Genomic DNA, 17,620 nt, shown 5'->3' on the forward strand with positions numbered 1-17,620 from the left:
ATCTACGACATCGTTGATGGACGGGCTTTCGTTCCGGCGTTCCCGGAAGGTTTCCTGGGGCATCATAGGTAGATCGACCCCGCTCCTGGACCGCATTGTAATAGTCAGCGTCGTGACGATCTGCCTAGTGGCTCTGGTGGGACCGTCATTGGCGCCGGATGTGTATGCATCCAACATCTCACAGGCTCTGAGCCCCCCCAGTGGCGAGCATTGGCTCGGTACAGACGACCAGGGCCGGGACGTTCTTTGGCGAATCGTTGTGGGCTCGCGTGTCAGCCTCGGCGTGGCCGTGACCGTCGTTGCCGGGGCGGGGTTGCTTGGCTGCCTCGTAGCAGTCTTGGCGACCGTTGGCCCCAGATGGCTCGACGAGGTACTCATGCGCGTGACAGACGCCGTTCTATCCTTTCCCAGCATCCTGTTCGCCCTCGCCGTGACGGCAGCGTTGGGCGTCGGGTTGTCGACTGTGCTGGTGGCCCTCATCTTTGTCGAGTGGACCATGAGCGCCCGCTTGCTGCGCGGGCTCCTACGAGAGGCGATGCAGCTGCCCTATGTCGCGGGAGCGCGAGTTCTGGGGGTGTCCAACGTCCGGTTGATGATCCGCCACGTGTTGCCCAACGCCATTCCGGCCCTTTGCGTGAAGTGGGCGGGCGACATCGGCAACACCGTCATCGTCATCGGGGGCCTCTCGTTCATCGGTGCCGGCGCACAACCGCCGTCAGCCGAGTGGGGCGCGACCTTGGCGGCCGCTCAAGGGTACGTATCGACCGCCTGGTGGATCGCGCTGTTTCCTGGTCTCGCGCTTGCGATCACAACGGCGTCCTTCGGGCTGCTCGGCGATGTGTTCCTCCTGCGGACCGACCCGGTTTTGAGGCAGTCCATCTCGGCGGTTCAGCGTAAGGGTGTGGCCAGATGACGAGTGAATCTCCTCTGCTCAGGGTCGACGGGCTCTCCGTCACGGTTCCAGCAGGACCTACGCTCGTGGATGACGTGAGCTTCACCCTGGGGCCTGACGAGCGTCTTGCGATCGTCGGCGAATCCGGGTCAGGAAAGTCGGTGACCGCGCGTGCGCTCCTAGGTCTGGACACCGCGTTGCAGGTCAGCGGGTCGGTGCTCTTGCGCGATATGCAGTTGGTCGGGCTTAGCGAGTCAGACTTCTGCAGAGTTCGAGGTCGGCTGATCTCAATGGTGTTCCAGGATCCTCTCTCTGCGCTTCATCCGATGCGGTCGGTGGGGCAACACGTCGCCGAGCCGCTCATCGTTCAGGGTGTTGGCAGACGCGAGGCATACAAGCGTGCAGCGGCCATGCTGAGCAGCCTTGGGATACCGGACGTCCAGAAGCGTATGCGCGCGTATCCCCACGAGTTCTCAGGTGGTATGTGCCAGAGAGTGGCGTTGGCCATGGCTCTCGTCAGCGAGCCGGTGTTGTTGGTCGCCGACGAGCCCACGACAGCGCTCGATGTCAGGGTGCAGGAGCAGGTTCTTCAGTTGTTGGGTGACGTGGCCAAGGAACGCTCCCTCGCAGTGATCCTTATCAGCCACGACGTCGGTGTGGTCGCTGGTTTCGCGGACAACGCCGCCGTGATGTACTCCGGACGTCTCGTGGAGGTTGGGAACGTGTTCGATGTCATCGGCTCCCCGGCCCATCCCTACGCCCAGGCACTCAGTGCTGCCGTGCCTCGCATGGACACTGAACCCGGTTCGCTGCTGGCCCTCGCGGGAACCACCCCTGCGCCAGGAAACCGGCCCACTGGGTGCGCCTTCCATCCACGGTGCCCGGTCGCGGTGGACCTGTGCCGGGAGTCGCGACCGGAGCTCCGCCCCCTGCGGGGACGCGATGCGTATGCCGCGTGCCACCGCCTCGACGAGGGTGCCACGGACGAAGATGCGGCTGGAGTGAAGGTGGGAGTCTCATGATCCTAGAGGTTCGTGGTTTGTCGAAAACCTTCAGCAGTCTTGGTCGACCCCAGGTTCGCGCCGTCGACGACGTCGACCTGGATGTGCCGGATGGCGGCACTCTGGGACTGGTTGGTGAGTCGGGGTCGGGGAAGTCGACCATCCTGCGTTGCATCATGCGGCTCGAGTCTCCTGATGTCGGGAGCATCCGATTCCGGGGCTCAGAGATCCTTGGGGCTCGGGGGCGGGACCTGAAGGCATACCGACGGCAGGTGCAGATGGTGTTTCAGGACCCGGCAGGAAGCCTTAACCCACGAATGACGGTCGAGCAGCTGATCGTCGAGGGAATGGTCGTGCACGGGCTGGGCGGCACCAACGCACAACGTCGGGACCGTACCGCAGCGCTGCTCGACATGGTCGGAATGCCGACCGACGCCATGTCGCGGTACCCGGGATCCTTCTCCGGGGGGCAGCTGCAGCGGATCGCGATCGCGCGCGCTCTAGCTGTCGAGCCCAGCCTGTTGGTCTGTGACGAACCCGTTTCGGCGCTCGACGTCTCGGTTCAGGCCCAGGTGCTCAATCTGTTGGCGGACATGCAGACCAAGCTGGGCCTGTCCATCCTCTTCATCTCGCATGATCTCGCGGTCGTCAAGTACCTGTGTCCCTCAATCGCTGTTCTTCAGAATGGGCGGATAGTCGAGACCGCGACCCGGGATGAGGTGTTCATGAGCCCGACGGCGCCTTACACCAAGGCTCTCCTGGCGGCGATACCCAATCCTGACCCGCACGTCGCACGAGCTCGGGACTCGGCACGGGCAACGAAACTCAGTGTCGGACTTGTTGACATCAAAGGAGCAGAAGAAACGTGAGTGTGCTGGTGAAGGGTCCCAAAGACGCCTACTACAGGTCGAACAGGAAGTTTGCTCAACTATCCGAGGGGGAGTCATTCGGGCAGATGCGATCAGTAGCAGTGGATTCAAGGGGTTGGGTGTTCGTAGGACATCGTCCACTGCTGTACGGCACACTGCCCCCGGTCGCCGTCTTCCGTCCCGACGGGACGTATTCCCACGGTTGGGGCAGTGGGGTCTTCCAAGGCATTCACAACCTCCATATCAGCAACGACGAGGTCTTCGTCGTTGACCAGGACTCGCATCGCGTCTTCAAGTTCTCCGTAAACGGCGACCACTTGCTGACCATCGGCTCTGGTGTTCCCGCCTTCGAGGAAGCCTTCAACAATCCGACCGGAGTCGCTGTCGGGCCCGACGGAACCATCTTCGTATCCGACGGTGACAGCAACACCCGGGTGCACGCCTTCAGCGCTGCTGGTCGTCATCTGCACTCGTGGGGAAGCCCAGGGAAGGCGGTCGGCGAGTTGACGTCCCCGCACTCGATAGCAGTTGGTCCTGACGGGCTGGTGTACGTGGGCGACCGCGACGCATCGAGAATCGTGGTGTTCTCCCCCGAAGGAGAACACATCCGGGAGTGGACCGACGTCCTCCATCGCCCCACTGACCTGTGGTTCGACGGCTCGGGCGTGCTGTGGGTGGCGGATCTCGTGGTCAGGGTGCACCAGTACGACGCCTTCGGGGCCGTTCTGGGACGAGCGCACGGGGCGCTGCCTCTGCACAGCCTCTGCGGGGATGCAGAGGGGAACCTCTTCCTCGTGGGCGAGTTGCCGAATGTCGAGAAGTGGGAACTGATCGACGCCGAGGAGGCCGCGAGGGACGCCAGCGCCGTTGGTCGTTAGCACTCAAGCGACCGGGGTTAACCCTTGTGGAACCGAGTCGGTTGGAGGACATCGGGCACGCGCATCCCCGGCTTGCGCGAGCGATACGCAATGGACGAACACGTAGACGAGGAAGAGTCGAATGCCTGCTGAATCAGATCTCACCGTCCGCAACTGCCGCTTGCTCGGCCGTGACGGACTGACGGACATCGCCATTTCGCGGGGAAGGTTCACGTCGTTATCACCGGCGGGCACCACGCCGCTGGACCAAGGACATGTCATCGACGCGAAGGGGGCACTCGTCATCCCACCGTACGTCGAGCCGCACCTCCACCTCGACGCCGCACGGACCGCGGGCCAGCCACGCTGGAACGAGTCTGGGTCGCTGTGGGAAGGGATCTCGTGTTGGTCGGATCGAAAGGCGGCCTTGACGGCCGAGGACGTCGAGGGCAGGGCGAGAGCGGTGCTCTCGACGCTGGCAGCGAACGGGGTCCTATTCGCCAGGACGCATGTCGATATCACCGACGCCTCTCTCGTCGCTCTAAGGGCACTTCTCAGGGTCAAGGAGTCGTTGAAGCCGGCGGTGGGAGTGCAGCTCGTAGCCTTTCCACAGGAGGGCCTGTGCTCATTCGACGGTGGTCAGGAGTTGCTGCGCGAGGCTGTGACGCTCGGAGTGGATGCCGTGGGTGCGATCCCGCACGCCGAGGAGACCCGAGAAGAGGGGCTGCGGTCGCTGAACATCGCCTTCGATGCGGCATTGGACGCTGGGCTCATGGTCGATATCCACTGCGATGAGGTTGACGACGAGCAGTCTCGCTTCCTCGAGACGCTGGTCTTTCTTGCCCGGCGCCATCAGATGGGAGGGCGCGTCACCGCCAGCCACACCGTCGCGATGGGGTCCTACAACGCGGACTACTCGGGCAAGATGCTGAACTTGCTTCGCAGGTCGCAGATCAACATGGTGTGCAACCCGCTGGTTAACCTGGCTCTCCAGGGACGGCTGGATGGGTATCCCAAACGGCGAGGCCTGACCCAGGTCAAGGAGCTGATCGGTGCCGGTGTGAATGTGGCTCTCGGTCACGACGACATGCAGGGGCCTTGGTTCGCCCTAGGGGCGGGAGACCCCACTCAGGTTGCGCTGGTTGGGGCCCTCGCCAGCCAGATGACGGCGCCGGCGGAGGTTGAAGAATGCTTCCGCATGATCACCGACCGCGCCGCCCGGGTGCTTGGGATCCCGGGCAATGCGTATGGCGTGAAGGCCGGTCAACCAGCGTCCTTCCTCATCGTCGACGCCGAGAGCAGGTTCGAGATCATCCGCCGACAGGTCCGCCCGTCCTTCGTCGTCAGCCATGGCCAGGTGCTGTATGAAGACGGACGTGCCACGGTCGCAGCGACGCGGGCTGGCCTCGCCACCCCGTGAGTCGCGATCACCACCCCTTCAGGAGTGGATGCGGCAGCCGACGGCACCAGCCTTGCCCCATTCCGCTCTACCTCCCTAGCCCAGCGTCGCGGGTCACTGCGGGGCCGGGCCGGTCGAGGCCCTGGCGACGAGCTCGACCGGGACCCGTCGGGACTCGACGGTCTGACCCGCCATAAGCTGGAGAAGAGCCTGCACGGCCTCCTCACCCACCTGACGCGCCTGCGTGCGGATGGTGCTCAACGCCACGGGAAGTTGTGCCGACACATCAAGATCGTTGAATCCAATGATGGAGAGGTCACCGGGGACCGACAGCTGCCGGTCGCGGGCCACACCCATCGCGCCGATCGCGGCCGCGTCGTTCACCGCGAACAGCCCCGTCGGGCGTGGACTGCTGGCGAGGAGGCGCTCTGCAGCCTCCACGCCTCCTTGGACGTCGAAGCCGGAGGGGACAACCATGCGCCGAGGGATCTTGATTCCGGCTTCCCGCAGCCCGTGGATGAAGCCAGCGACGCGTTCCGTGGCGTTAGAGGCGTCGTCTGGTCCGGCGATGACGCCCAAGTGGCGGTGGCCAAGCGCGACCAGGTGTTGGGCGGCTAGCTCGCCACCGTCGAAGTCAGCCACGGTGACCGAGGGAAGATCAGAGTCTGCGTGACGACTAAGCAGGAGGATGGGCGTTCCGTCCGTACCCAGGGAGTTGAGAATGGGGCCGGCCGGCGACCGCAGACCGCTCACCACAACGCCATCGACGAAGCGCCCGATCACAAGCTGCAGCGCCTTCACCATCGCAGCCGAGTCATCCTCAGGACTGGACAACAACACCGAGTATCCGGCCCGCTCCGCTGCCTGCTGTACGCCCTGGTACATGTTCGCGATGACACCGTCGGTCAGCCGGGGCATGACCGCGCCCAATACTCCGGTGCGGCGGGTGCGCAGGCTGGCCGCCCAGGGGTTGGGCTGGTATCCCATGTCCGCGGCAGCCGTGCGCACTCGAAGTGCCGCCTCGGACCATCCATCGGGTGGGGCGTCCTGGCGCAGGACTCGCGACACGGTGGACACGTGCACGCCTGTCTTCTCCGCGATCTCCTTCAGGGTCACGCCCCTGCGTCGGCGGGCGGCACTGCCTTCAGTCATCGAATCCCCTCTAGCCCCAACGGGGCGCCCAGTGTTCCTGTAGCCACGTAAGCGGAACATGGCGTAGGAACGATTGTACAATCGTTCCTACGTCTGTGGACCGACCCGTAGCACCAATGACCCGGCGTGTCCCCTTGCGGACTCTGACATTACTCAGACTTCCCCCACGCGCACCCCGAGACTGCCCCCGGGATTTCCCCGGCTGCGTCGCTCCCCTTGACCTGCGCAGAACGTGGTCAGTATGGTGGGCAAGAACGTTTGCACAAACGTTCTTCGGCGAGGGCACTTCTTGTCCCATCGACGCTGGGACACCGTTGGAGAGAGGCGTGCATTGATCAAATACTCCGTCGACTACCATCACGTGGTCACCGCCCGTCCATGCGCGCCCTTGGGTTGTCTGCCGTGCGACTGGCCAGGCACGCACGACAGAGTCGGCGATCGCAGACTCGAGCGCCCAATACAACGATCGACGGGCCCGGTCAGGTGACCGAGCTGCCCTTCGGGAAGGCCCAGGTCGAGCGGATCGTCGCCGACCTCAATGCCATCGCCGAGTACCGGGATCCGACGGAGCCAGGATGGACGCGCCGGGCGCTTGGAGAGCCGTACGGCGAGTCCCGCCACTGGGTGCGGTCGCGCATGAAGGCTGCGGGTCTCGAGGTTTCCGTGGACGGTGCAGGCAACATCCTCGGTCGCCTGCCCGGACAGGGCGGACGGTCGGCAGCGTTGGTCACCGGATCCCACACGGATTCGGTGGTCGGTGGCGGCCGATATGACGGGATCTGCGGCGTCCTGGGCGCCATCGAGGCGGTGCGGTGCATTCACGAGTCGGGTGTCCGTCTGGACCACGATCTCGTGGTGGTCGACTTCTTCGGCGAGGAGACGAACGACTACGGTTTCGGCTGCCTGGGCAGTCGTGCCGCGGCGGAAGGGCTTTCGCCCGACATCCTTAACAGCTCGGCGCCGGACGGCGGCCTGCTCGCGGAGCGATTGAACGCCAACGGAATCGTTCCGGGTCAACTCGTCGATCCCCTATGGAAGCCCGGGAGCGTCGCGGCATTCATCGAGCTCCATGTTGAGCAGGGTCCTACCTTGGCGGAGCGGGGCCTGCCGATCGGTGTGGTCACCGCGATAACCGGTATCGAACGACTGGTCGCACGCTTCGCAGGGAGGGCGGACCACGCGGGAACCCGCCGAATGCAGGATCGGCGCGACGCGATGGTCGCGGCCGCACGGTCGGTGCTGGCCGTGGAACGGGTAGGGTGCGAGGCGCCGGTTCAGGGCGTGGCGACGACGACTAGGGTGGACAACCCCAATCCCTCGCCGAATGTCGTTCCGGCGAGAATCATCATGCAAAGCGAGATTCGCAGCGTGGATGCCTCATGGCTCGTCGGTGCACGGGGCCGGATCTCGGAGGAGATCCTCCACGCGGCGCAGGCAGGTGGCGTCGAGGTCGAGGTCGATTGGTCGACCGACAACCGGGTCGTGCCTGCCGACCTCCTGGTGCAAGAGGCCATCGCCGCGGGGCTGGACCGCCGTGGGATCCCATGGATGCCCATCCCCAGTGGGGCCACGCACGACGCAGTGCACATGGCGGCGCTCGCGCCGGCCGGAATGATCTTCATTCCCTCACAGAACGACGGCATTAGCCATTCGCCCGACGAGCTCACCGAGCCCGCCGACATCGCAATGGGGGTCGATGTCCTTGTCGACTCCCTCATTCGCCTCGATAGTCGTCTCGCCTAGGAGCGACAGCGCTTCGGGGCGCCGCCAAAGAAACCATTGCAGAAGCACGAGGCCGACCGCCCCGACTGACTCCGACGGCCCTACGGACGAGGCTCGTGAACCTCTGCGACAAGATTAGGGAGAGTGAGAAGATTGGCCACCATACTTCTTCGTGGCGGGACGGTCGTCAACGCGAACGGAGCCGTCCAAGCAGATGTTCGAATCATCGACGGCTGCATCGACAGTGTCGGTCAGTCGTTGGAACCGAGTCCAGATGGCACAGAGGTGGACTGCACGGGGAAGTTGTTGCTGCCTGGGGGTGTGGACGTCCATACGCACATCGACTCGCCCATGATGGGCACCAAGACCTCGGACGACTTCACCTCGGCAACCAGGGCCGCTGCCGTCGGCGGTACTACGACGCTCGTCGACTTCGCCATGCAACCCGCCGGTGTCAAGCTCTTGGACGCGTTGGGTGAACACTATGCAAAGGCCGACGGGAAGGCCGCCATCGACTACGGCTTTCACATGTGTATCACCGACCTCTATCGCGGCGCCACGGACGAGTTCGCCGAGATCGCACGATCCGGGGTGACGAGCTTCAAGGTCTTCATGGCCTACCGAGGCTCCCTGATGCTCAGCGATGGGGAGATGTATGACGTCCTCAAGGCGGCACGTCGCGTCGGTGGCCAGGTCTGCATCCACGCTGAGAACGGCGACGTTATCGACCGCATCGCCGAAGAACTCGTCGCGAACGGCATGACGGGGCCCGGCACGCACGAGATCGCTCGCCCGCCATCGACTGAGGTCGAGGCCGTTCAGCGCGCGATCATGATCGGGCAGTTGACCGACGCGCCGATCTACTTCGTTCACCTCTCGACATCCGGAGCCGTCGCTGCGGTGAGTGAGGCGCGCTCAGACGGCCGATTGGTTGCCGGGGAGACGTGCACGCACTATCTGACTCTGAGCCGAAGCATCTACGACGAGCCGGGGTTTGCTCCCGCGGGCGCCGTGCTCACGCCACCGATTCGGACACAAGATCATCAGGATGCCCTCTGGCGGGGGCTCGCGGCCGGAGGCCTGAGTGTCGTCAGTTCGGACCATTGCCCGTTCTGCCTGACCGAAAAGAAACGGCTCGGCGGCGATGATTTCCGAAAGATCCCCAATGGCGGCCCAGGCGTCGAACACAGGATGTCGGTGGTGTATGACAGGGGCGTGACGGAGGGCCGGATCTCGCTCGAGAGATTCGTCGAGGTGACCTCCACGGCGCCGGCAAAACAGTTCGGTCTCTTTCCCAAGAAGGGAATCATCGCCCCCGGAGCCGACGCGGACATCGTCGTACTGGATCCGCACGGAGCCACGACGATCTCCGCATCGACCCAGGAGCAGAACATCGACTACACGCTCTACGAAGGCTGGAAGCTCAAGGGCAGCATCGAGGCCGTGTATTCGCGTGGGCAGCTTGTAGCGCGGTCGGGCGAGTTTGTGGGGCGCTCTGGACACGGTCGCTTCATCGTGAGGTCGACCGTGTAGAGCATTTGTGATCCACCTCGAATCGCGAGATGGCTCCGGTATCCGGGCACACCGCCTGCGGCATCACCAGTGGCGCGGACCGGATCGGATTCGACGAGCTCGGCCGCGAGGGGCCAAAACCGTTGACCCACAAGAAGCAACTGCTGGAGGCCATCGCTGCCGAACCCTGCACCGGCCGGGCGGCGAAGATTGCTCGAAGCGGAGTCGCCTGAGCCGTTGACGCCTTAGCTGGGGTGCTATAGCGTCAGCGCAAGATCGATCGCAAGAACGATTGCACACATGTCCTACCCATGGACAGACCAGGTCGCGACTACTCCTCCAACACACCTCTTGGCAGTGCGGAGCCGCGCAAAGAACAGTGCGCTGCCGGGGCAGGGGAAACCCGCCCGGGTGGCCCAGAGCCGATAGCGCTGGTGGATCAAGCCGCCGAGGCGTGAGGCAGACCGCTAGCGAGAACGCCAGTACCTGCTGGCGGCCGTTGACTCAGTAAGTGACGTGGGGCCGTGACAGGCCCGGATCCAAACGACAGAGCACCCGATGGAGGGCCACGCATGACTGACCACGATCTTCTGCGTTCGCAGCTGAGCCGACGCAGCCTTCTCCTCTATGGCGGTGTCGGCGCCCTGGCGCTGACTGGCTGCGCCAGCGGCTCGAAGCCGGGCAACGTCACGGGCCCAGGGCCCGGCAACTACAAACTGGACCTCGGCGCCTATAAGGGGCCGGTTCCCACTGACAAGCCGGTCGAGCTGAGGTATCTGCGCCAGATCGCAACGCCCGCCGCGGAGGACTACTACAGGCGGATCTACGCAGAATGGACCGCGGCATACCCCAACATCACCATCAAGGAAGAGACCGTCGCCTACGGGGACCTCAATCAGAAGCTCCAGACCTACGTGGCAGCCGGCGACGCCCCCGACATCATGATGGGTAAGGGCGACTTCGTTCAGGCTTACGTGTACAACAAGATCCCGCTGAACCTGAGTGACTACATGACTCCCGAGTTCATCAACGATCTGACTCCGGCTGCGAAGGCGCAGCTGGTCGTGGACGGCAAGCTGTACGCCTGGCCGTGGGAGTCCAGCCAGATCATGCTGTACTTCAACCGAGACCTGTTCAAGAAGGCTGGCGTGGAGGCCCCGCCGGAGACGGCCGACCTAGACCAGGGCTGGACTTGGGCTCAGTTCGAGAAGGCTTGCATGGACCTTTCGGCCGCTTTGAATCGTGGCGGCTCGGTGGAGACCTACGCGCTGGCGGCCTCTGACTACGGCAACGGCGGACCCGGCTCCAACTACTTCTACGAGGGCATCTACTTGCGCTCGATGGGCGACCCGAGCGCAGCACGCGACTCCAGCGAGTACAAGACTTTCATCGGGGTTGGTGCCGACGGATCACAGGCATCGGGCTACGTGGATACCAAGCAGGCCATCGAGGGCATGGGCCTCTATCAGCGCCTGTTCCAGCAGAAGGTCACTCCTTCTGTCGCGTTGCCGAGACAATTCGAGGACGCCAAGGCCGCGATGAAGTTCGGGCCCTTCTCCTTCTCCAGGAGGTATGCCGACAAGGCGCAAAAGGACTGGTACCTCGGCTTCGACTGGGGAGTCACGCCGGTCCCTCGGGGCACCATCACCTTCAACCACGTGAGTGGGGACTCGCCAATCATCTCGGCCGGCGGCAAGCACCCCGCCGAGGCCACCGCCTTCATGGCGTTCCTGCACAACGACACGAACCGTGTCGCCTGGCACAAGGCGTGGGGCTCTATGCCGGCACGGCTCTCGCTGTTCGACAAGCTCAACTACACCCTGTTAGTAGACAAGCTAGGTCGCACCCTCATCGAGAAGGGCCACGCCGCGCCGGTGACCCCTGGCTACCTCGAGTACTTCGGGGAGATGAACACCGCCGTGAAGGACATCGCACTCGGAGCCAAAGTCGATGAGCGTCTGCACGGGGCCGGCCGAGAGATCGATGGACTTATCAAGCGGTATAAGAGCTGACTCGGCGCGACCTTCGTTCAGATTCTAAGGAGAGATTGGTATGGCGGATACGCGGCCTCAAGAGGCACTCTTCGTCAAGGGCCCAGGCGACACGATGTTCCGTTCGAACCGGCAGGTGATCAGTATCCCCGAGGGACATCGTTATGGACAGGTGCGAAGGGTCGCTGTCGACTCTCAGGGGAGGATCTATGTGATCCAGCGCGACCTCCGAACGGATTCGTTGCCTCCGGTTACGGTCTATGCCCCGGACGGCACCTATATCGGGGGCTTCGGGCAAGGGCTCTTCGCCGGGCTGCATGGCATCTTCGTCACGCCCGACGACTCGATTTTCCTCGTCGACACCGAGCGGCACCAAATCTTCAAGTGCAACCCGATGGGGGACGTCGTGTTCACCTTGGGCACGGGGCGGCCCGCACTCGACGAACCGTTCAATCACCCGTCGGACGTGACCGTGTCGCCAAATACGGGGAATGTCTACGTGGGCGATGGGGATGGAAACACGAAGGTCCACGTATTCTCCCCGGGCGGCACCCATCTGCGGTCGTGGGGGGAGCCAGGCAAGAACCCGGGTCAGTTCGCAACCCCTCACTCGATTTGTGTCGACGCCCAGGAGCGGGTGTACGTAGGCGACCGCGACACGGGCCGGATCTCCATCTTTGACCCCGAAGGCCGGTTCATCGAGGAGTGGCAGGACATTCTGCACCGCCCAGCAGCCTTGTCGATGGACGTGGAGCAACAGATTCTCTACGTCGCAGACACCATCTGCAGAGTGCACATGTACGACACAACGGGACGCGTGCTTGCTCGGGCTCACAGCGCCGCGCCACCGCATTCGATCTGGGTCGCGTCGAGCGGAGACGTGTACTTCAGCTTCCCAGACGGCCATCCCTACGTAGAGAAGTGGGAGCGGATCGGCGGCAACGATTCCGCAGCGCGCCCCGGACGGGTACCCGCTTAGCCGTAGGCGGGGTCTCGAGCAGATCGGGAACCGGTGGTCCGAGCCAGCCGATGGCCGGCGCCTTGGTGACCACGACGAGGAAGTTTGCACACGTCCACCTCGGAGCGAGGAGGCCGAGAGAGCGGAATGAACAATGGGTAGATGGCGGAAACGCCGGCCGGTATTCGGCCAGACGAGCGTGGTGCCCATGGTGTGCCTCTTTGTCGTGCCCATGTTGGTGGGCCTGGCGATCTTTCACTGGGCACCGCTTGTGGTGGCGGTGAAGAACAGTACCCTTCAGTTCAGTCCGCTCAACCCCGATGCCTCGACCTTCGTCGGGCTGGACAACTACGCAAACCTGTTCGCCTCAGACAGGTTTCTTCGCGCACTCGGCAACACCATCCTGTACATCGGTGGCAAGCTCGCGCTTCAGATACCGCTCGGCCTCGGATTGGCCCTGCTCCTCAACCGCCACTTGGCTGGCAGGACCATCGTCCGAGGTGCTGTGTTCGCCGCGCTGGTGTCGTCCGATGCCGTGATCACCCTGGTCTGGAACATCCTGTACACCCCTGACAACGGCCTGTTCAACTCGCTAATCAGTGCGGTCGGCATACCCACGCAACCATTCCTGACCAGCACCACGCAGGCATTGCCCTCAATCTTGGTCATCGTCGTTTGGAAGGACCTGGGCTTCACGATGTTGATCCTTCTGGCAGGACTCCAGTCCATCCCGAAGGAGTACCAAGAGGCTGCGTCCATCGATGGTGCCGGGCCATTGAGGAGGCTGATCCACATCACGCTTCCTATGCTCAAACGAATGCTCCTCCTTGCGACCTTCATGGCAACGATCGATGGCTATCGGATCATCACGCCAGTAATCCTCACGACGCAAGGAGGGCCGGAGAATGCGTCCACCAACCTCGCGTACTACATGTTCGAGCAGGCGTTCAGCTACCAGCGAATGGGTGAGGCATCCGCCACCGCGATGATCATCATCATCATGCTCAGCGCCACATCTCTTGTTCAGATGCGAGCTCTAAGGACGGACTATGAGCACTGACCTGCACCTGACCGAATCGTCGCCCTCCGCGGGTCCTGAGCGGTTGCAGGCACGGCACAGGCAGTGGACTCCTGCGGCGAGGCGACTGGCGGGAGACGTGACGTCGTATGCGATCCTCATCGGGACTGCGTTCGTGTTCCTCCTCCCGTTCGTTTGGATGTTCCTGACCTCCTTTAAGCCCACCGAGGACGTCTTTCGCTATACCTCACCCCTCAGTTGGAAGACGTTCCTGCCTCCAGCTCCTACGCTGGAGAACTACGCCTCCATATTCGTGAACTGGGATTTCCACCGAAATCTGCTCAACTCGTTGCTGGTGGCGGTCGGGCAGGTCGTCGGGGCGTGCATCTTCTCCTGCCTGGCCGGATATGCGTTTGCCCGGTTAACATTCCGGGGGCGAAACCTACTCTTCGGGCTGACGATGGTCACGGCCTTCGTGCCTTTCGACGTCATCGTAGTCCCGCTCTACGCAGTGATGCGTGACCTCGGTCTGGTATCCAGCTACACGGCTCTCTATCTGCCGTTCGTGTTCAGCCCATTCGGGGTGTTTCTCATGCGGCAGGCGTTTCTGGAGATTCCTCGCGAGCTCGACGAGGCGGCCCTAGTCGACGGGGCATCCCGGTTCCAGACGTTCTGGCATATCTCCTTGCCCAACGTGGGGTCGGCACTGGTGACCCTGGCGCTGATCGAGTTCATGTGGGCGTGGAACAGTTTCATCTGGCCCCTTGTCATCATGCAAGATCCATCGAAGCAGGTAGTCCAGGTAGCTATCAGCAAGTTCCGAACCGTGGCGAACTTCCCCATGTTCGGAGAGCTGTTCGCGGCCGCGTCCATCTCCACAATTCCCTTGCTGATCATCTTCTTGTGGCTTCAGAGATACTACGTTCGGGGAGTCCTGGTATCTGGAATGAAGTGATGGGTCACTCGCAAGGCCGTCCTTGCAGTGCAACTAAGGACATTGGCTCGTATGTCGTCATTGCATTGCGTCGGCGCGACGACGACCTTTCTACAGCTCAGCCTTTCGCCGCAACAGTCGTTGGTCAGTTCTTGGACCGGCCCTTGACGTGCCGATCGAATACGGAAAGGATCCCGAAGAGACAACTTCATATTTCGCCGTTTGAACCAGGGCGGGAGAGCCAGGGCCTATGTGCCCGGCGCCGAAGGAGCAAGTCTTCCCACGAATCTCTCAGGCCCACAGACCGTTCTGGTGAGGCGAACTCTGGAAAGCGGGTCCCGAGACCCGCACCCACGGTGCAAGTCGCGCGCGCGGCGAAGCTCTCAGGTCCAATGACAGAGCGGGGAGGCCACCAGACCCGCCGTGCCATCGCACGGTCAAACCCGGGAGCCTCTCGATGACCCAACACCTGAGCGACTTCGTCGCCCGCCATATCGGATTCACGTCCGGCGAGCTGGATGTCATGCTGGCTGAACTCGGCTTCGATTCCCTTGAGTCGCTGGTCGACGCAGCCATCCCGCAGGGCGTGCGTAGTCTCAACGATCTTTCACTGCCTCCTGCGGCGACTGAAGCCCAGGTGCTGGCTGAGCTGCGCGCGCTTGCCGCGGCCAACACCCCCGGAGAGTCGATGATCGGGCTGGGGTACTACGCGACGGTGACCCCCGGGGTAATCCGTCGACGCGTGCTGGAGAGCCCGGCCTGGTACACGGCGTACACGCCCTACCAGCCGGAGATCTCGCAAGGTCGGCTCGAGGCACTGCTGAACTTCCAGACGATGGTTGCGGACCTGGCCGGCCTGCCGACGGCCAACGCGTCCCTCCTCGACGAGGCGACGGCGGTCGCTGAGGCAGTCACCGTCATGCGTCGCGCCGCCAAGGGAAAGTCTGACGTCGTGCTGGTGGACGCTGACGTGCTGCCGCAGAGCGTGGCGGTCCTACGAACGCGGTGCGAGGCCATCGGGATCGAGGTGGTCGTCGCCGACCTCAGCACGGGTCTGCCCCGCGACGACGCGTTTGGGCTGGTCGTGCAGTACCCGGGCGCCTCCGGCGTCGTGGCCGACCACCGCAGCCTCGTGCACGAGGCGCGCACCTGCGGCACCTTGGTGTCTGTAGCTGCCGATCTCCTGGCCCTGACCGTGCTCGCGCCGCCGGGGGAGTGGGGCGCCGACATCGTCGTTGGTTCGTCCCAGCGTTTCGGTGTGCCGCTGGGCTACGGCGGTCCGCACGCAGGTTTCATCAGCGTCCGCGATGGGCTGGAGCGGAGCCTGCCAGGGCGGCTCGTCGGGGTCAGCGTCGACGCCACAGGTCGACCCGCGTACCGACTGGCCCTGCAGACCCGTGAACAACACATCCGTCGGGAGAAGGCGACTTCCAACATCTGCACCGCCCAGGTGCTTCTCGCGGTTGTCGCCTCGATGTACGCGGTCTACCACGGCCCGGAAGGCTTACGCCGGATCGCCAACCGCATCCACACGCACGCGGCGTTTCTAGCCGACAGCCTGTCGGCTGCCGGCGTAAGCGTGGTGCACCAGACTTTCTTCGACACCGTTCTTCTTGAAGTACCCGGCCGTGGCGCCGAGGTTGTGACGGCTGCGGCGAAGGCCGACATCCACCTTCGCCATGTCGACGACGACCACGTTGCGGTCTCGGTCGGGGAGAGCGCCACTACGGAGCACATCACAGCGATCCTCGCCGCGTTCGACGCGGCGTGGTCACCCACGATCGAAGGCGGAGACCGTCTTCCTGCCTCGCTGCGACGTGCAGGAGAGATCCTGACCCATCCGGTGTTCCGCAGCCACCACTCCGAGACGAAGATGCTGCGTTACTTGCGGTCGCTGTCTGACAAGGACTACGCACTGGACCGCGGCATGATCCCTCTCGGGTCGTGCACCATGAAGCTCAACGCCACAACCGAGATGGAACCGATCTCCTTTCCCGGAATCGCCGACCTCCACCCGTTCGTTCCAGCAGACGCGGCGGCGGGATATGCCAGCCTCGTCGAGCAACTCGAGAACTGGCTCGCAGAGCTCACCGGTTACGCAAAGGTCTCGATCCAGCCGAATGCGGGAAGCCAAGGCGAGCTGGCCGGACTCCTGGCCATTCGCGCCTACCATCGCGCCAACGGTGAGACCCAGCGCGACGTATGCCTAATCCCATCGTCGGCCCACGGCACGAACGCCGCCTCCGCGGTCATGGCAGGCATGCGGGTGGTCGTCGTAGGCGGGAACGAGGACGGCACGATCGACCTCGAGGACGTCCGCGCCAAGTGCCAAGAGCACGGTGACCGTCTCGCAGCGGTGATGGTCACCTACCCCTCGACCCACGGCGTGTACGAGGACGGCATCACCGAGCTGTGCGACGTCGTGCATCAACACGGCGGTCAGGTGTACGTGGACGGAGCAAACCTCAACGCCCTGCTCGGGCTGGCAGCTCCGGGCCAGTTCGGTGGTGACGTCTCGCATCTCAACCTGCACAAGACGTTCTGCATCCCTCACGGCGGCGGCGGCCCAGGTGTGGGTCCCGTGGCAGTCGCGGCCCACCTGGTGCCCTTCCTGCCGAGCCACCCGATGCACCCCGACCCCACCAGACGCAGGGGCATCGGCCCGGTCAGCGCTGCGCCCTTCGGCTCCGCGGGCATCCTGCCTATCAGCTGGGCCTACGTTCGGCTGATGGGGGCCGAGGGGCTCACGCAGGCGACCAAGGTGGCTGTCCTGGCAGCGAACTACATTGCGCGTCGGCTGGTGCCGCACTACCCGACGCTGTTCACCGGCAACCACGGCCTGGTTGCCCACGAGTGCATCCTCGACCTGCGAGCCCTCACGCGCGCCACCGGCGTCACCGTCGACGACGTCGCAAAGCGACTGGTGGACTACGGCTTCCACGCACCAACCATGTCGTTCCCCGTCGCGGGCACGTTGATGGTCGAGCCGACCGAGTCCGAGGACCTCGGCGAGGTGGACCGCTTCATCGACGCGATGATTTCGATCCGGGCCGAGATCGAGGCGATCGCGAACGGGGAGCTCGCTGTGGAGGACAGTCCGTTGCGCGCTGCTCCGCACACTGCAGCGTCGGTCGTGGGGGAGTGGGACAGGTCGTACAGCCGAGAAGCCGCTGTCTTCCCCTCTGGAACGTCCGAGGACAAGTACTGGCCCCCGGTGCGACGGATCGACGGGAGCCATGGCGATCGCAACTTGGTTTGCTCCTGCCCACCGCCGGAGGTGTTCTCGTCGTGACCGTGCTCGAGCCCCGTACCCCC

General features: G+C 63.9%; 14 protein-coding genes and 2 riboswitches. Of the genes, 13 read left to right on the forward strand and 1 reads right to left on the reverse strand.

The genetic code is table 11. The features are described 5' to 3' along the window. The first annotated feature begins 16 nt into the window (after positions 1–16). The 5 genes from AC1DXJ_RS11415 to codA all read left to right on the forward strand — a co-directional run bounded on the left by AC1DXJ_RS11415 (position 17) and on the right by codA (position 5,039). Entirely contained in the window at positions 17–913 is an 897-nt protein-coding gene (locus AC1DXJ_RS11415; protein WP_477636969.1) for an ABC transporter permease, read from the forward strand. After that, positions 910–1,914, forward strand: a complete 1,005-nt coding sequence (locus AC1DXJ_RS11420; RefSeq protein ID WP_477636970.1) for an ABC transporter ATP-binding protein — start codon at positions 910–912, stop codon at positions 1,912–1,914. Before AC1DXJ_RS11415 ends, AC1DXJ_RS11420 begins: the two co-directional genes overlap by 4 nt. Further along, on the forward strand, positions 1,911–2,762 hold the full coding sequence (locus AC1DXJ_RS11425) for an ATP-binding cassette domain-containing protein (protein ID WP_477636971.1): 852 nt from the start codon (positions 1,911–1,913) through the stop codon (positions 2,760–2,762). Before AC1DXJ_RS11420 ends, AC1DXJ_RS11425 begins: the two co-directional genes overlap by 4 nt. Further along, complete coding sequence (locus AC1DXJ_RS11430) at positions 2,759–3,640, forward strand: NHL repeat-containing protein (protein WP_477636972.1); 882 nt, start codon at positions 2,759–2,761, stop codon at positions 3,638–3,640. The genes AC1DXJ_RS11425 and AC1DXJ_RS11430 overlap by 4 nt, the downstream gene beginning before the upstream one ends. Before the next feature lie 121 nt (positions 3,641–3,761). Further along, on the forward strand, positions 3,762–5,039 hold the full coding sequence (codA, locus tag AC1DXJ_RS11435; protein ID WP_477636973.1) for a cytosine deaminase: 1,278 nt from the start codon (positions 3,762–3,764) through the stop codon (positions 5,037–5,039). 93 nt (positions 5,040–5,132) lie between these two features. Here the strand turns inward: codA and AC1DXJ_RS11440 are convergent, their stop codons facing one another. Continuing rightward, a complete protein-coding gene (locus AC1DXJ_RS11440; RefSeq protein WP_477636974.1) occupies positions 5,133–6,230 on the reverse strand; it encodes a LacI family DNA-binding transcriptional regulator in 1,098 nt (365 codons plus the stop codon). A gap of 423 nt (positions 6,231–6,653) precedes the next feature. On the opposite strand from AC1DXJ_RS11440, the gene AC1DXJ_RS11445 reads away from it, so the two are divergent. From AC1DXJ_RS11445 to gcvP, 8 genes are all read left to right on the forward strand, one after another. Beyond that, positions 6,654–7,913, forward strand: coding sequence for a M20 family metallo-hydrolase (locus AC1DXJ_RS11445; RefSeq protein ID WP_477636975.1), 1,260 nt, complete (start codon positions 6,654–6,656; stop codon positions 7,911–7,913). 123 nt (positions 7,914–8,036) lie between these two features. After that, positions 8,037–9,425 carry a dihydropyrimidinase gene (gene hydA / locus AC1DXJ_RS11450; protein ID WP_477636976.1) on the forward strand — a complete coding sequence of 463 codons (1,389 nt, stop codon included), beginning with the start codon at positions 8,037–8,039 and terminating at the stop codon, positions 9,423–9,425. 29 nt (positions 9,426–9,454) lie between these two features. After that, complete coding sequence (locus AC1DXJ_RS11455; protein WP_477636977.1) at positions 9,455–9,637, forward strand: hypothetical protein; 183 nt, start codon at positions 9,455–9,457, stop codon at positions 9,635–9,637. A 339-nt stretch (positions 9,638–9,976) separates the two neighbouring features. After that, a complete protein-coding gene (locus tag AC1DXJ_RS11460) occupies positions 9,977–11,416 on the forward strand; it encodes an ABC transporter substrate-binding protein (RefSeq protein ID WP_477636978.1) in 1,440 nt (479 codons plus the stop codon). Between the two features lie 190 nt (positions 11,417–11,606). After that, a complete protein-coding gene (locus AC1DXJ_RS11465) occupies positions 11,607–12,374 on the forward strand; it encodes an NHL repeat-containing protein (RefSeq protein WP_477636979.1) in 768 nt (255 codons plus the stop codon). Between the two features lie 187 nt (positions 12,375–12,561). Next, entirely contained in the window at positions 12,562–13,413 is an 852-nt protein-coding gene (locus AC1DXJ_RS11470; protein ID WP_477636980.1) for a carbohydrate ABC transporter permease, read from the forward strand. Continuing rightward, a complete protein-coding gene (locus AC1DXJ_RS11475; protein ID WP_477636981.1) occupies positions 13,403–14,326 on the forward strand; it encodes a carbohydrate ABC transporter permease in 924 nt (307 codons plus the stop codon). Before AC1DXJ_RS11470 ends, AC1DXJ_RS11475 begins: the two co-directional genes overlap by 11 nt. 202 nt (positions 14,327–14,528) lie before the next feature. Continuing rightward, positions 14,529–14,622, forward strand: a riboswitch (glycine riboswitch). Between the two features lies 1 nt (position 14,623). Beyond that, positions 14,624–14,714, forward strand: a riboswitch (glycine riboswitch). 48 nt (positions 14,715–14,762) lie between these two features. Further along, a complete protein-coding gene (gene gcvP, locus AC1DXJ_RS11480; RefSeq protein ID WP_477636982.1) occupies positions 14,763–17,597 on the forward strand; it encodes an aminomethyl-transferring glycine dehydrogenase in 2,835 nt (944 codons plus the stop codon). The last annotated feature ends 23 nt before the right edge of the window (positions 17,598–17,620 follow it).

It is taken from the genome of Pedococcus sp. P2_D9 (assembly GCF_056404275.1).